Raw genomic sequence first — 15,134 nt, forward strand, 5'->3', positions numbered from 1 at the left:
GCGGCCACCACGAGAATGACAATGTCCGTAACCTTCGCGCCGCGCGCACGCATACGAGTGAACGCTTCGTGGCCCGGCGTGTCGATGAACACGATTTTCCGGCCCTTGTATTCCACGTAGTACGCACCGATGTGCTGCGTAATGCCGCCAAACTCTCCGGCCACCACGTTCGACTTGCGGATGGAATCGAGCAACGATGTCTTGCCGTGATCGACGTGTCCCATGATCGTGACCACTGGCGGCCGCAATTGCATGGCTGCGGCGTCCTCGGCCATCTCCAGGTCGAACGTCGATTCCTCCTCGAACGTCATCTGCGTTGTCGTCGCGCCGAAGTCCGATGCCAGATCTTCGGCCAGCTTCACGTCCAGCGTCTGGTTGATGGTGGCGAAAATCTTGCGGTCCACCAGCTTCTTGATCACAAGATTCGCTTTGATACCCAGCTTCTCGCTGAACTCCTTCACCGTCATGCCCTCGGAAATGGTGATCTCGCGGTTGGCGGCGATCACCTGCTCCGGCTCATTACGGCGCTGCAGGCGTAGATCTTTCTCGATGACCTCGATTTCGCGGTGCCGTTCCCGTTGCTTCTTCCCGGCGTCGCGGCGCTGTTGTTCCGTCGTCGGAACCGGCGTCGCCACTTCCGGACGCAACGGCGTTGTCGGATGCATCGGCCGTCCGCCGGGACGCTGCGGACCACGTCCGCCAGGCGCACCCGGCTGCGAGCCAGGACGCAAGATCGGTTGACCCGGACGAATCGGCCCGCGATACACGGGCTGTCCTGGAGCCGGCGGCGACGCCGGACGTCCGGGCATCGGCCCACGCGCCATCGGTTGACCCGGCGCAGGTTTCGGAGTCTGTGTCTGTTGTAGCCGCGCCACCAAATCGGGGCGCGGTGGAACCACTGGACGCGCAGCAGGCTGCCCTGCCAGAACCGCAGGCTTGCCCACTTGCGGCCTCTGCGGCGATGGCGGAGGTACAATCGGCCTCCCCGGGCTCGCCGGGTGTTGCGGCTGTGCGGGCGGCTTCGGCCTTCCGGGCAATACACTACCGGGGGGCGGCGCGCCAGGAGTGCTCACGGCGGGGCGCGGCGGCGGCTGTGCCGGAAGCGGTTGCCGCGGTCCCGAAATAATCTGGCCCGGGCGCGGAGGCGTCGACGGCGCAACAGGCGCGGGCTTCGCCGGAATCGCAATCGTTCGCTGAGGCATCGCCGGCGCAGGGGGCTGTGCCGCCGGTGCGGGAGCGGGTGGCGGCGCTACCGGCGCTTCCTTCGGAGCCGGAGGAGTGCTGATCATTCCAGCCAACGGTGGCCGCAGTGGGATCGCCGGACGTGGAGCCGATGACACAGGCCCAGCCGCCTGCTTCTCGCCCTCCGGCTCAGCCGAAGTGGACGCGGCAGACACCTGCGGTGCTGCCGTCTCTACCGCCGCCGGAACTCGCCGGCTCGGTACCGCCTCTTCGCTCACATGCGTCTCCGCAATCGTCTCTTCTTCCCCGTACGGCACGGCCACTGCTATTCCCAAATCGTGCTCACTCTCCCGCCCTTCGCCTGCCTCTTGTCCGAGTATGTGCCGTATTTTCAGCGCCACATCTTCATCAATCGAGCTCGAATGTGTCTTCTTCTCCGACACACCCAGTTCCGGCAGAAGGTCAATGATCCTATGTGGCTTGACCTCCAACTCCCGTGCGAGCTCGTTGATTCGGATCTTACTCATATGTTGGCTGTGCGAGCTTTTGTCGGTCACTGTACTCCCAATCGCTCGAATTGGAGGCACAGCACGAGGGTATTACTCCGCTCGCAGTTTATCGGCTTCCTCAATCGGCGCTTTCTATGGTACCAGATTCTTTCGTTTCATTAGTAGTTGCCGCAGTTGCAACGGCTTCCACCACTTCTCCCGGATCTGCTCCGGCTGCCTCGTCCGCTATTTCGGTTTGTTCCGCAACTTTTAACTGTTCCACTACTTCTGTCTGTTCCGCGGTTTCTGCTTCTTGTCCAACCTCCGCTTCCGCAACTTCCGCGGAAACCGGCTCCTCTTCATAAGCGGCTGGTTCAGCGGTCTGCGTCTCGAATTGTCCGTAGTAGCTGTTCACGGCCGCCTGGATTCCTTCCACCATCTCCATGGTGATCCCGGCATTGTCCAGATCTTCCTGTGTCACGGCGGTCAACTTCTCTACCGTGGGTATACCGGCGCTCAGCAATTTCTCCAGAACCGGCTCACTCAACCCGTGATCCATCAGCACCGACACAGGAGCCCCCGGTATTGTCAGCGCTGCCATCGCCGATTCCACTTCCTGCCGCTTCTCTTCTTCGCTCTTGATGTCGATCCGCCATCCCAGCAGTTTCGACGCGAGGCGTACATTTTGTCCCTTTTTCCCAATCGCCAGCGACAACTGGCTGTCGTCGACGATCACTTCCATATGCTTGTCCAGTCCGCTCAACACGGTCACTCGCGTGATCTTCGCCGGGCTCAATGCATGCGTCGCAAACACCACCGGGTCTTCCGAAAATTCGATGATGTCGATCTTCTCGCCACGCAATTCGCGGATGATCGACTGCACGCGCATGCCCTTCATTCCGACGCAGGCGCCGACGCTATCCACGTCGCGGTCCCGGCTGATGACGGCGATCTTCGTCCGCTCCCCGGCCTCGCGTGCGCATCCCTTGATCAACACCGTGCCGTCGTAGATCTCCGGCACTTCCTGGGCGAACAGCTTGGCCATGAATTGCGGATGCGAGCGCGACAGGAAAATCTGCGGGCCGCGCGGTTCGCGGCGCACGTCGTAGATATAGGCACGCACGCGGTCGCCCTGGCGGAAGGTTTCGCGCGGCAGCAATTCGTCGCGACGGATGATCGCCTCGGCGCGGCCGAGATCGATGGTGACATTGCCGTATTCCACGCGCTTGACCAGACCGTTCACGATCTCGCCGATGCGGTCCTTGTATTCCTCGTACTGACGCTCACGCTCGGCCTCGCGCACCTTCTGCACGATCACCTGCTTGGCGGTCTGCGCGGCGATACGGCCGAAATCGATCGGCGGCAGCGATTCGGAGATGGTGTCGCCGATCTGCGCATCGGGATTACGGCGCTGCGCCTCGATCAGACCGATCTCGACGGCATCGTTCTCCACTTTGTCGACCACCTGCAGATAGCGGGCCAGGCGGATTTCGCCGGACTTGCGGTCGATCTCGGCGTGGATGTCGTTTTCCATGCCGTAGCGCGAACGCGCCGCCTTCTGGATCGCATCTTCCATCGCCATCAACACGACATCCCGATCGATCACCTTTTCGCGCGCCACGGCGTCGGCGACCTGCAGCAATTCGATGCGGTTGTAACTGGTAACGGGTTCCATGGTCTTGTCCTCGGACGCGTCTTGAAAGGCTGTTATCCGGCGAGCACGGCACGGCCGCGCGAACCGGGTTTCGGTTGATCGAGATCGACGATCTGGCCGGCCGCCACCGGGCTGCCCGCTCCCGCATTGGAAGCTGCCTGCTTGCCGATGGCGAGCAGATCGTCGGTAAGCACCAGTTTCGCGGTGGTGATATCGTCCACCGGGATCGACCATTCCTCGGGCGTGGTGCCGGGCTTGGCTTCATCGTCTTGCAGTTTCACCTGATCGCCGGTCAGGCCGAGCAGGCGGCCGCGAAACCGCTTGCGGCCATTCACCGGGCGATCCACTTCAACGCGGGCGACAAAGCCCTTGAAGCGTTCGAAATCCTTCGGCTTCACCAACGGCCGATCCAGGCCGGGCGAAGACACTTCCAGGGTATAGGCCTGCGGAATGGGGTCTTCCACATCCAGGATAGCCGACACGGCACGGCTGATATCGGCGCAATCATCCACGCTGAACCCGCCATCATGGGGCGCGCCGCCGGTCTCGCGTTCGGCCATGATCTGCAAGACCGGGCGCTGCGTACCCTGCAGGCGCACGCGCACAAGCGCATAGCCCATCGCGGTCAGCGTGGGCTCGATCAACTGTTCGATCTTCTTCACCGCAGTCATGCTTCGGTGTCTTACTCCGCTATCAAATCAGTAGCTTGCCATTCCAGCATGCTGATGGCTCCGGTTTTCCGGTGCCGCCATCAGAAACGGAAACGGGATCGGCCCAGAAACGAAAAATGGGCCGTCTGGCCCATTTCCACATCCTCTGATCCGAACCTGGACCAGGCCAGCAATGTGGCGCTGTTATAGCCCTATTACGGGTATTTGCAAGGCTTTTCAAAGCCGGCGGAAGCGGAAATACCAGCAGGAGCGCCCCGCCGCCCGGGCCTTGCGCTCGTATTTGGAGGAAGGCCAATCCGCCGGCCTTTCGCGCCAATCCGCCGCCTTTTCCGCCATCCAGGCGAAGCCCGGAGCAGATGTGGCAAAACGCAGCATCCAGCGGGCATAATCCGGCACATCGGTAGCCAGACGCAACTCGCCGCCCGGCTTCATGCAGCGGGCCAGGTCGGCCAGGGTGTCCGCATTCACGATCCGGCGCCAGTTATGGCGCTTTTTCGGCCAAGGATCGGGAAACAGGATAAAGGCCCGCTCCAGGCTGGCATCGGGCAAAACCTTCAGCAACAGCCGGGCATCGTCGGTCAGCAGCCGGATATGCCGCAGCGGACCGGCATCGCCGGCGGCTTCCGCATCCACGATGGCATCCACCAGATTGGACACGCCATACAGGAATGGTTCCACACCCAAAAAATGCACATCGGGGTTATGCTGGGCCTGGGCAAACAGATGATCCCCCACCCCGAAGCCGATTTCGAGCCACAAACGCTCCGGGGCTTCTCCGAAGACTCCTTGTAGATCAATAGTTTGAGGTGGCGGCGGAAGATCGAAACACAGCTCCGGCAGGCGCTGCTGCATGCGGTCTTCGCGCTTCTGGGTCAGTTTGCGGCCGCGCCGGCGACCGTAAATCTGCCGGCGCGGCGGCGAGGCGGCGGGTTCAGACATGCGGGGCCCCGAAAAGCTCTGGCAAAACAATCATGGTCAGGAAAAGCATAGCCAAAAAAATCATGGCCGGGGGAAAACCCCGGCCATGACAGGCTATTACAAAAAAGCCGGGCTTACTTGACGTTGAAAGCCGACTTCAGATCCTTCACCAGGTCGGTCTTCTCCCAGGAGAAGCCGCCATCCTTCTCGGGCTTGCGACCGAAATGGCCGTAAGCGGCGGTGCGGGCATAGATCGGACGGTTCAGCTTGAGATGCTCGCGGATGCCGCGCGGGCTGAGCGAAACCAGCTCCTGCAGCACCTTGGAGATCTTCGCCTCGTCGGCCTTGCCGGTGCCGAAGGTGGACACATAGACCGACAGCGGATGCGCCACGCCGATGGCGTAGGACAACTGGATCAGGCAGCGCGAGGCCAGGCCGGCCGCCACCACATTCTTGGCCAGATAGCGCGCGGCATAGGCCGCCGAGCGATCCACCTTGGTGGGATCCTTGCCCGAGAAGGCGCCGCCGCCATGGGGCGCCGCGCCGCCGTAGGTATCCACGATGATCTTGCGGCCGGTGAGGCCGGCATCGCCATCCGGGCCGCCGATGACAAAACGGCCGGTGGGGTTCACATAGAAATGCTCGTCGTCGCACATCCAGCCCTTGGGCAGCGCCTTCAGCACATAGGGGCGCACGATGCGCTTGATATCGCCGCTCTCCAGCTCGCGGCCCTTCTTGTCCTTGGCGGCATGCTGGGTGGACACCACGATGGCGGTGGCGCCGGTGGGCTTGCCGTTCTTGTAGAGCAGGGTGACCTGGCTCTTGGCATCGGGACCGAGCAGCGGCTCCTTGCCGCTATGGCGGGCATCGGCCATCAGCTTGAGGATGTTGTGCGACAGCTGGATCGGCGCCGGCATCAATTCCGGCGTTTCATCGCAGGCATAACCGAACATGATGCCCTGGTCGCCCGCGCCTTCATCCTTGTTGCCGGCGGCATCCACGCCCACGGCGATATCGGCCGACTGACCATGCAGCAGCACATCCACCTTGGCGGTCTTCCAATGGAAGCCTTCCTGCTCGTAGCCGATCTTCTTCACGGTGGCGCGCGCCACCTCTTCGATCTTCTTCTTGTTGACCTTGCCCGACTTGGAAACCAGGCTGGCCGGACCGCGCACTTCGCCGGCCAGCACGATGCGATTGGTGGTGGTCAGGGTTTCGCAGGCAACGCGCGAATAGGGATCGGCCTTCAGGAAGAGATCCAGCACGGCATCGGAAATCTGGTCGCAAACCTTATCGGGATGGCCTTCGGAAACCGATTCACTGGTGAAGAGATAGGAAGAGCTGTTACGCGCCACGATGTCTGTCTCCTGCGGTGAAATCTGCGGCTGCACCTGAGCGCTTATTGGTTTAAGCGGTGCGTGATAAGTAGGCGTGTCGATTCGCCGACAATTCGCCGGTAAAGGTGGGGTTATTTCGCAGAGGTGGGCCGCGAGGTCAAGGCCGAGCGCAGTTTAGCGCCAGAGACGTGTAGAAAACCGCCGATAACGAGTGCTGGCTTTCAGCCCTCGCCACCCTCACTCTTCTTCGCTGTCGCTCTGTTCGCCGGCATTCTGCTCGCCGGTATTCTGCTCGGTAGCCATGGAGCGTACCAGATCTAGCACACGGCGGCGCAGGGCAGGATTGCGGATGGCATCGAAGGCGCGCAGCAATTCCAGATTCTCGCGGGACATCAGCGGATCCGGCGGCATCGGCGACGGCGCGATGGGATTCTGCGGTGGCTCGGACAGGCCGGGCACCGGGTTGAGATTCGGCTGGCCATCGATGCCATCGAAGAAAAAGGCCGGTGCCACACCCAGAATATGCGAAAACTGGTAAAGCCGGCTGGCGCCAATGCGATTGGCACCCTTTTCGTATTTCTGGATTTGCTGGAATGTGAGGCCGACATATTGGCCTAGCCGCTCCTGGCTCATCCCGACATAGGTCCGCCGCATCTTCAGACGGCTGCCGACGTAAACGTCTACCGGGTTCCTGGCCACCAGCTTTTTCCTTCTTCCTGTTTCGCCCCGACCCGCGGCCTGTTTCTGGCAAGCATTCCGTAGAAACCAGAACGCCATGCGAATCTACAGCCGCATACATATGTATGGCTTACTTTTGTATGCGCGAAGGGCGGGTAGGGTCAACCTTTCTCAACATGTTAGCGGCGAAAGAGAACACGGAATTTGCGAAACACACCGATCATTATAAGAACACTTAATGAAAATATAACAAACAGCCAATCTCCGCTACGGCTGTAGGTAGTGCGCTGCATCAGCGGCGCCGGCAGCGGACCGTCCACCACACCCACCGCATCCATGCCCAAACTGGCGATAACCCTGCCCAAAGGATCGACAATGGCGGAAATGCCGTTATTCGCGGCACGTATCAGCGGCACGCCCTGCTCCACCGCCCGCATGCGCGATGCAGCGAAATGCTGATACGGCCCGCTGGAGCGGCCGAACCAGGCATCATTGGTGATGTTGAGCAGCATGCCCGGCGCATCGCTGCCGATATTGATGGCGGATGGGAAAATCGCTTCGTAGCAGATCAACACGCGTATCAGCGGCAGATCGCCCGGCAGGATCATCGGCTCGACATCCTTGCCCGGAGAAAAATCCACCGAGCCGACGGCAAGCTTATCCAGCCCGATCCGCGCCAGCAGGCTGCGGAACGGCAGATACTCGCCGAACGGCACCAGATGGATTTTATCGTAGCGGCCATCCAGGCCGCCTTGCTGGTTGACGACGAACAGGCTGTTGAACAGCACCAGTTGGCCATCATGGAATTCGCGCCGCGGCGCGCCGGTAAGCAATTGGCCGCCAGGCGGCAGCAATGTGCCCAGGGCACGCAGCAGATCGGGCAATTCATCCAACAGATAGGGGATTGCCGTCTCGGGCCAGATCACATGGGTATAGGCCTGGGGGGTATAGGCCTGGGGGGTATAGGCCCGCGCAGCCGGCCCTTGCGGCGGCTGCCGGGTAAGCTCGGCCAGTTTGTTGAGATGCTGCTGGCGCAGATCGTCGCGCCATTTCAGCGTCTGTTCCACGCTGGGCTGCACGATGCGCAGGCGGATATCGGGCATCATCTCGATCTCGGCACGCTGCATGCGCAGATGGCCGGCGCCCAGCAGCACGGCAAACAAGGCCGGCGACAGCAAGGCCAGTCGCCAGCCATAACGCTGCGGCTGCATCAGAGGCAATGCCAGCGGCAGGCAGAGCAGCAGCATGAGCAATCCCATGCCATGGCTGCCGATGCCTGCTGCAATCTGCATCATCGCCGGCCAGTCGGCGAAGGCATAGGCCACCAGATTCCACGGAAACCCGGTGAACAGCAGGCCGCGCAGGTATTCGCCAAGGCTGAAACCGATCACCAGCAGCAGGCTGCGTGCGGGCTGTTGCGCGCCAATGCCAAACCGCCCCAGCCAGGCATGCAGCAGGCAGGCAGGCAGCAGCCAGGCGCCGAGGGCAGGAAACGCCGCCAGCACGAGCGGCAAACCCAGCGTGGGCAACGGGATCAGCGCGGCGAACCGCTCGGCATCCACCAGAAAGGCAATGCCGATCCAATACAGCCCGGCCACGAAATAGCCATAGGCGAAAGCAAACAGCGTGAAGAAATAACGGCGGCCCGCGCGGCTGAACCCGGGTTCGATATCGCGGGTGAGCAACAGCAGGCCGATGAAACAGACCGGCAGCAGCGGCCATATGAAAAACGGCGCCAATGCCAGCGCCAACGCTGCGCCCAGCACACCGGCCAGGCCATAGCGGCGCCAGCCCTGCAACGCGGCGATGCGGGAAGCGAATGCAATCAGGGTCATGATGGGTGGATCACTTGCCTGCCGGCGGCTCGGCGTTGAAATCGGCCGGCACGCGAATCCGTACGCGTTTCACCCGGCGCGGATCGGCATCGGCCACTTCGAAAGACAATCCCGAGGGATGCTCGATCAATTCGCCGCGTTGCGGCACCCGGCCCAAACGCGCCACGATCAAACCGCCCAGCGTATCCACATCCTCGTCTTCCTCGGGATCGATCAGGCTGCGGCCGAATTTCTCTTCCAGATCTTCCACCGGCAAACGCCCCTGGGCATCGAACAGGCCAGGGCTGCGCTCGATCAGCATCGGACCTTCCACTTCGTCATGCTCGTCGTCGATCTCGCCGACAATCTGCTCCACCAGATCCTCGATGGTGACAAGGCCATCCACGCCGCCATATTCATCCACCACGATGGCCATATGAATACGGGTGGCGCGCATTTCGCGCAGCAGGTCGAGCACGGTCTTGGAGGGCGGCACCACCAGCACGCGGCGCAGCACCTTGGCCAGCGCGAATCCCTCGCGGCCGGCCAGATAGGGCAGCACATCCTTCACATGCACCATGCCGATCACATCATCCAGGGTGTTGCGATAGACCGGCAGGCGCGAATGTTCGGCTTCAACCAGCGTCTTCACCAGATCGGCGAAGGCAATGTCTTCCTGTACCGCGATAATATCGGCGCGCGGCATGCGGATTTCGCCCACGCGCAAATCGCCCACTTCCAGCACATTGCGCAGCAGCGCACGCTCGGCGGAGGCTTCCGGCGTTTCGCCCTCGGCATGCTCCTCCAGCAATTCCTCGATACTCTCGCGCAGGGTTTCCTCCGCGCCACGGCCGCGCATCACATGCAGCAGGCGGCGCCACAGGCCCTCCTGCACGCGGCCATCGGTTTTCTGCTCTTCGCTCATGTCCTCTTCCGCTTTCCAGCTTTTTTCTGGCTGCTCTTTTGCGCGCCGCTCTTGCCGGAGGCGCGGCGCATATAGGGATCGGCAATGCCGAAGCCGGCCAGGATCACGCTTTCGCGCGGCTCCATGGCGGCAGCCTGTTCATCGGTTTCGTGATCGTAGCCCAGCAGATGCAAGGCGCCATGCACCAGCAGATGGCCGAAATGATCGGCCAGCGACTTGCGTGCCCGGGCGGCCTCGCGCGCGCATATGCCGTGGCCCAGGGCGATATCGCCCAGATAAGCTGGCGGATGCTGCGGATCGACCGCATCCTCGGCCGGGAATGACAGCACATTGGTGGGTTTCGGCTTGCCGCGCCAATCGGTATTCAGCCGCGCCATCTCGGCATCATCGGTCAGCAGCAACGACAATTCCACCGGCGTATTGCCCGGCAATTCAGCGGCCAGGGCACCGCGCAGAATCCGCCGGGCATAGCGGCCCAGATCCGGCAGGTCGGCCTTCCAGGCCGGATCGGCGATACGCAGGGCAATGCTGAAGCGCTTGCCGGACTTGAGCACGCCTGAGCGGGACTGGCGCGAGACAGCAGCAGCGGATGCGGCCCTGGTTGTTACCCTGGCCGCGCGTTTTCCGCTGCTACTGTCGCTTTCCTTTGGCATGGCTTATCCGCGGCGGCGCGTGCCGGGCCCGGGATCGGGGCGCTGCAGACCGAGCTGCTGTTCGCGCTGGGCATAAGCCCGCACCACCTTGGTTACCAGCGGATGGCGCACCACATCGCTTTCGTTGAAGCGCACGAAGGAAATGCCGTCCACGCCATCCAGGATATCCAACGCATCGCGCAGACCCGAAGGCACGCCCAGCGGCAGATCGATCTGCGACAGATCGCCCGTGACCACCAGGCGCGAATTTTCGCCCAGGCGGGTGAGCAGCATCTTCATCTGCACCGGCGAGGTATTCTGCGCCTCATCCAGGATCACGAAGGCATTGGCCAGGGTGCGCCCGCGCATGAAAGCCAGCGGCGCCACTTCGATCTCGCCGCTTTCCAGCCCCTTCACCACGCGCTCGGGCGGCAGCATGTCGTAGAGCGCATCGTAAAGCGGCCGCAGATAGGGATCGATCTTCTCGCGCATGTCGCCGGGCAGGAAACCCAGCCGCTCGCCGGCTTCCACCGCAGGGCGCGACAGGATGATGCGATCGACCCGGCCTTCCAGCAGCATGGTAACCGCTACGGCCACGGCCAGATAGGTCTTGCCGGTGCCGGCCGGGCCGAGGCCGAAGACCAGTTCATGCTTCAGCAATTCGGAAATATAGCGGCCCTGGGTGGGCGAACGCGGCAGGATCACGCGTTTCTTGGTGCGCACGGCACCCTCGGGCAAACGGGCATCGCTGGCGGCAGCACGCTCGGCCGCGCGTTCGGCTGCTTCGCGCGCCGCGCGTCCACTGCTGATGGCGGGGGAAGTGGGGCCATTGGCGATATGCTTGCCGAGTATCTGCATGTCTGCTCCTGCCTGGGGTGTCGATGCCTGAATGGTCGCTGACGAAGTGGCGGATTGAACGCTGCTTGAGGGACTGGTCTGTACGGGTGCTGCTTCTTCACGCTCCTGGGATTCATCGTAACGGGCACGCGCCATACGGATGGCGCCTTCCACATCGCCGATTTCGATCTGTGCGCCGCCGCGCAGGCGGGCATAAAGTTCGGTGAGTACATCGCGGGCAGCGGCCTGGGCATCGGCCTTGCCGGTGATCGACAGGCGGTTGCCGCGCGGGGTTACGGCCACATCGAGCTGTTGTTCGATACGCGCCAGATGCCGGTCATGCTCGCCAAACAGCGGTACCAGCAAGCGGTTGTCGTCGAAATCCAGCAGCAGTGGACCTTGGCTCACGCAGCCTCGCGGTTAAGAGGAAGGATTGGCGTACCGACAACATTGCCGGCCAGACTGGTGAGGTAGCCGGCGGTGATCTGCACGGCCACGCGCATGCCGATCTCCAGCCCCGGATGCTCCAGCACCACCGATTGCATATAGGGGCTGCGGCCCAGCATCTGGCCCGGGCGATTCTGCTTGTGGCCCACGCGGTCTATCAGCACATCCAGCACACGGCCCTGCATGCCGGCGTTGAAGGCCAGTTGCTGCTCGCGCAACAACGCAAGCAACGCCTGCAGGCGCGCATCTTTCACGGCTTCGGATACCTGGTTGGGCAGCAAAGCCGCCGGTGTGCCGGGGCGCGCGGAATATTTGAACGAATAGGCCTGGGCGAAACCGACCGCACGCACCAGCGCCATGGTGGCTTCGAAATCCTTGTCGCTCTCGCCCGGGAAGCCGACGATGAAATCGGACGACAGCGCGATATCCGGCCGCTTGGCACGCAGATCGGCCACGATACGGTGAAACAGATCGGCATCGTGGCCGCGATTCATGGCCTTGAGCACGGCATCCGAACCTGCCTGCACCGGCAGATGCAGGAAGGGCATCAGGCTGGGCAGGTCGCCATGCACGGCGATCAGATCGGCATCCATTTCGCGCGGATGCGACGTGGTGTAGCGCCAGCGCAGGCCGGGATATTTGCCATCGAAACGATCCGACAGCGCACGCAGCAGCCGCGCCAGCGACCAGGTTTGCCCATCCGGGCCTTCGCCATGATAGGCATTCACATTCTGGCCCAGCAGCGCAATCTCGCTGGCGCCGCTTTCAAGCAGCCGCTCGGCCTCGGCGATGATGGCCGCCGCCGGGCGCGAATATTCGGCGCCGCGGGTATAGGGCACCACGCAGAAGGTGCAGAATTTATCGCAGCCTTCCTGGATCGCCAGGAAACCCACCGGACCCGGCGGATTGGCCAGCGCCTCGGGCAAATGGTCGAATTTCGATTCCGGCGGAAACGCCGTGTCCAGAACACCCAGACCTTTTTGCATTGGGCCTTTTTGCATTGGGCCTTTTTGCATCGGGCCTTTTTGCGTGGTGTTTTTTTGTGGATTACCCTCGCGGCCGGCATCGCGCTTGCGCTGGGCGCGGGCAAGCAATTCCGGCAGGCGATGATAGGCCTGGGGGCCCACCACCATATCCACGAACGGGGCGCGGTTGAGGATTTCCTCGCCTTCCGCCTGGGCCACGCACCCCGCCACGGCAATGGTGAGATCGGCGCCGGCTTCCTTGCGCTTGCGCCAATGGCCAAGTTCGGAAAATACCTTTTCAGCCGCCTTTTCGCGGATGTGGCAGGTGTTGAGGATCACCATGTCGGCGTCGTCGGGCGAATCGGTCTTGGCGTATCCGAGCGGGGCCAGTACGTCCGCCATCCGGGCGGAATCGTACACATTCATCTGGCAACCGTATGTTTTAATGTAGAGTTTTCTGGCCAAGGGCGTTGTGGGCCGGGCGTTAACCGCGGCGAATCTCCCGATGGATGGATACTGTTGGCAGAGTAGCACCCAGCCCGCCGCAGTCAAGCACAGCCTGCAACCGGGCCGGAATGGCATAAATATTTCATAGAGTTAGAAATTCCGCTGGGTGGAATTTTGCCGGCGCTTCCGGGCCGGAAACGGTCAGGCGGCCACTTCGCTACTTTCATCGACGCCGTTTTCATCCACCGCAGGCAATTCCTCCGGCCCCAGGCGGGATTTCGGCAGACTGCGCGGGCCCGGCTCGCGCCCGGCATTGATATCCGACAGCCCCTCGATCACCACCTGATGGCAATAGGCAGCCATTGCCTTGCGCGAGGCGAAATCCTGAATCGTCACCGGATGGTGGAACTCGATCACCGCCTCGGCCGGCCCGGCCTTCAGATAGCGCCATAGATGCGGCAGCAGGTCTTCGTCGCCCAGCCAGGCGAAAATCGCCATCCAGCGCCGGCCCACCGGCATGTGGTTCAGCTTGGCATAGCCCAGGCTGACCGGCTGCACCACCAGCGGCTTGCCATTCACCGGCTGCTCGGCGGTGGCGAAGAAGGCCGATTTGAACGGCAGCACCCGCAGGCCATCGGATGACGTGCCCTCGGGAAACAGGATCAGGTTGTCGCCGGCCGCCAGCCGCTCGCGCATCTCGTCGCGATGCTCGGCGGTGCGCTGGCGGGCATTGCGATCGACGAACACGGTGCGCTGCAACCGCGCCAACAGGCCGAAAAAGGGCCAGGTTTCCACTTCGCTCTTGGCGATGAAGCTGACCGGCAGCGGCGTGGACAAAGCCACGATATCCAACCAGGAAATATGGTTGGTGACGAACAGCACCGGCCCGCCGCCATCATAGGGCCGGCCATGCACGCGGATTTTCAGCCGCAACAGCCACGACACCCCGCGATGATACCAGGTGGGCAATGTGCGCCGCGCCGGGCTTTTTAGCCGCAGTAGCAACATCTGCACCGGGATCAACGGCAGGGTGAAAATCAGGAAAAGCCCCGCCGTAATCGCGGCACGCAAGCTCATGGGTTTATTTCCGGCCCTTGTTGTCGGGAGCGTTCAACGGCACCCCATACAATTCCATGCGATGATCCACAAGGCGATAACCCAGCCGCGCGGCGATTTTTTCCTGCAGCACTTCGATCTCGGGATCGTTGAACTCGATAATCTCGCCGCTGCGGGTATCGATCAGATGATCATGATGCGATTCCGGCATTTCCTCGTAGCGGGCCCGGCCATCGCCGAAATCCAGCCGGCTGAGAATACCGGCCTCCTCGAACAGCCGCACCGTGCGATAGACGGTGGCAATCGAAATGCGCGGATCCACAGCATGGCTGCGGCGGTGCAGTTCTTCCACATCCGGATGGTCGGAAGACTGGCTGAGCACGCGCGCAATCACGCGGCGCTGTTCGGTCATGCGCATGCCCTTGGTCATGCACATCTGTTCTAATCGGCTGGTCATGCCGTCGGTCGCTCCTGGTCTGTGCGACAGGCAGACTGCAGCCTCCCAGGGGAAGCTGCGGATCCACCCATCCGCGGGCCTGGTTGAGCGGCAGGTGGGGCCTGCCGCAGGGTGCCGGGGCTAAATACTCGGTTCAGCGTGCCTTGCGCCGCGCTTTGCCTAGGCCGATTTTCTTCGCCAGCGCCTGGCGATGCAAGGCATAGTTGGGGGCTACCATAGGATAATCCGCCGGCAGGCCCCAGCGTTCGCGGTATTGCTCGGGCGTCATGTTGTAATGGCTCATCAGATGCCGCTTCAGCATCTTCAGCTTTTTGCCGTCTTCCAGGCAGATGATGTATTCCGGCGTGACCGAGCGCTTCACCGAAATCGCCGGCTGGGGCTTCTCAGCCACTACAACCGGAGCTGGCGCTTCGCCACCCAACCCGCTCAACGTGCCGTAAATTTGCTTGATCAATGCCGGCAGATCGGCGGTTTCCACCCGGTTGTTGGAAACATGCGCGGAAACGATATCGGCAGTGAGCGAAAGCAATTCTGATTTATCGGCAGCATCAAGCATATGGAATACACTCCTTAGTGAAATACAACGGTATTTATTTTAGTATAAAATAGCCGGAAAGGCCAGTCGC

14 protein-coding genes and 1 pseudogene are annotated in these 15,134 nt (G+C 62.1%); all 15 read right to left on the minus strand.

Features of this window, described 5'->3' with window-relative positions; translation table 11 throughout:
• Positions 1-665: translation initiation factor IF-2 N-terminal domain-containing protein (locus KF827_RS16165; protein ID WP_291007576.1), on the minus strand; the 665-nt coding region annotated here is incomplete at its 3' end.
• 900 nt (positions 666-1,565) lie between these two features.
• Positions 1,566-1,709: pseudogene (locus KF827_RS19545) on the minus strand (translation initiation factor IF-2 N-terminal domain-containing protein); the annotation flags it as partial.
• A 100-nt stretch (positions 1,710-1,809) separates the two neighbouring features.
• A complete protein-coding gene (gene nusA, locus KF827_RS16170; protein WP_291007578.1) occupies positions 1,810-3,345 on the minus strand; it encodes a transcription termination factor NusA in 1,536 nt (511 codons plus the stop codon).
• Between the two features lie 32 nt (positions 3,346-3,377).
• Positions 3,378-3,995, minus strand: coding sequence for a ribosome maturation factor RimP (rimP, locus tag KF827_RS16175; protein WP_367273147.1), 618 nt, complete (start codon positions 3,993-3,995; stop codon positions 3,378-3,380).
• Between the two features lie 216 nt (positions 3,996-4,211).
• A complete protein-coding gene (gene trmB / locus KF827_RS16180) occupies positions 4,212-4,934 on the minus strand; it encodes a tRNA (guanosine(46)-N7)-methyltransferase TrmB (RefSeq protein WP_291007580.1) in 723 nt (240 codons plus the stop codon).
• Between the two features lie 113 nt (positions 4,935-5,047).
• Positions 5,048-6,268: a methionine adenosyltransferase gene (gene metK, locus KF827_RS16185; RefSeq protein WP_291007582.1), complete on the minus strand. Its 1,221-nt coding sequence runs from the start codon at positions 6,266-6,268 to the stop codon at positions 5,048-5,050.
• Positions 6,269-6,487: 219 nt separating this feature from the next.
• Positions 6,488-6,949, minus strand: coding sequence for a helix-turn-helix transcriptional regulator (locus KF827_RS16190; protein WP_291007584.1), 462 nt, complete (start codon positions 6,947-6,949; stop codon positions 6,488-6,490).
• A gap of 158 nt (positions 6,950-7,107) precedes the next feature.
• Entirely contained in the window at positions 7,108-8,763 is a 1,656-nt protein-coding gene (lnt, locus tag KF827_RS16195; protein WP_291007586.1) for an apolipoprotein N-acyltransferase, read from the minus strand.
• A 10-nt stretch (positions 8,764-8,773) separates the two neighbouring features.
• Positions 8,774-9,667, minus strand: a complete 894-nt coding sequence (locus KF827_RS16200; RefSeq protein ID WP_291007587.1) for a hemolysin family protein — start codon at positions 9,665-9,667, stop codon at positions 8,774-8,776.
• Positions 9,664-10,221, minus strand: a complete 558-nt coding sequence (gene ybeY / locus KF827_RS16205) for an rRNA maturation RNase YbeY (protein ID WP_291007588.1) — start codon at positions 10,219-10,221, stop codon at positions 9,664-9,666. The genes KF827_RS16200 and ybeY overlap by 4 nt, the downstream gene beginning before the upstream one ends.
• Before the next feature lie 102 nt (positions 10,222-10,323).
• A complete protein-coding gene (locus KF827_RS16210) occupies positions 10,324-11,544 on the minus strand; it encodes a PhoH family protein (RefSeq protein WP_291007589.1) in 1,221 nt (406 codons plus the stop codon).
• Positions 11,541-13,013, minus strand: coding sequence for a MiaB/RimO family radical SAM methylthiotransferase (locus tag KF827_RS16215; protein ID WP_291007590.1), 1,473 nt, complete (start codon positions 13,011-13,013; stop codon positions 11,541-11,543). Before KF827_RS16215 ends, KF827_RS16210 begins: the two co-directional genes overlap by 4 nt.
• 183 nt (positions 13,014-13,196) lie before the next feature.
• Positions 13,197-14,072: a lysophospholipid acyltransferase family protein gene (locus tag KF827_RS16220; RefSeq protein WP_291007592.1), complete on the minus strand. Its 876-nt coding sequence runs from the start codon at positions 14,070-14,072 to the stop codon at positions 13,197-13,199.
• Positions 14,073-14,076: 4 nt separating this feature from the next.
• Entirely contained in the window at positions 14,077-14,508 is a 432-nt protein-coding gene (locus KF827_RS16225) for a Fur family transcriptional regulator (protein ID WP_291007594.1), read from the minus strand.
• A gap of 133 nt (positions 14,509-14,641) precedes the next feature.
• Positions 14,642-15,064 carry a MucR family transcriptional regulator gene (locus tag KF827_RS16230; protein ID WP_291007596.1) on the minus strand — a complete coding sequence of 141 codons (423 nt, stop codon included), beginning with the start codon at positions 15,062-15,064 and terminating at the stop codon, positions 14,642-14,644.
• Positions 15,065-15,134: the final 70 nt, after the last annotated feature.

It is taken from the genome of Ferrovibrio sp., from assembly GCF_019636075.1.
Lineage (GTDB): Bacteria > Pseudomonadota > Alphaproteobacteria > Ferrovibrionales > Ferrovibrionaceae > Ferrovibrio.

Excerpts from the sequence above, each read along its gene's own strand:
- nusA (WP_291007578.1), bottom strand. The coding sequence starts at position 3,345 with ATGGAACCCGTTACCAGTTACAACCGCATCGAATTGCTGCAGGTCGCC.
- rimP (WP_367273147.1), bottom strand. The coding sequence starts at position 3,995 with ATGACTGCGGTGAAGAAGATCGAACAGTTGATCGAGCCCACGCTGACC.
- trmB (WP_291007580.1), bottom strand. The coding sequence starts at position 4,934 with ATGTCTGAACCCGCCGCCTCGCCGCCGCGCCGGCAGATTTACGGTCGC.
- lnt (WP_291007586.1), bottom strand. The coding sequence starts at position 8,763 with ATGACCCTGATTGCATTCGCTTCCCGCATCGCCGCGTTGCAGGGCTGG.
- KF827_RS16200 (WP_291007587.1), bottom strand. The coding sequence starts at position 9,667 with ATGAGCGAAGAGCAGAAAACCGATGGCCGCGTGCAGGAGGGCCTGTGG.
- KF827_RS16220 (WP_291007592.1), bottom strand. The coding sequence starts at position 14,072 with ATGAGCTTGCGTGCCGCGATTACGGCGGGGCTTTTCCTGATTTTCACC.
- KF827_RS16225 (WP_291007594.1), bottom strand. The coding sequence starts at position 14,508 with ATGACCAGCCGATTAGAACAGATGTGCATGACCAAGGGCATGCGCATG.
- KF827_RS16230 (WP_291007596.1), bottom strand. The coding sequence starts at position 15,064 with ATGCTTGATGCTGCCGATAAATCAGAATTGCTTTCGCTCACTGCCGAT.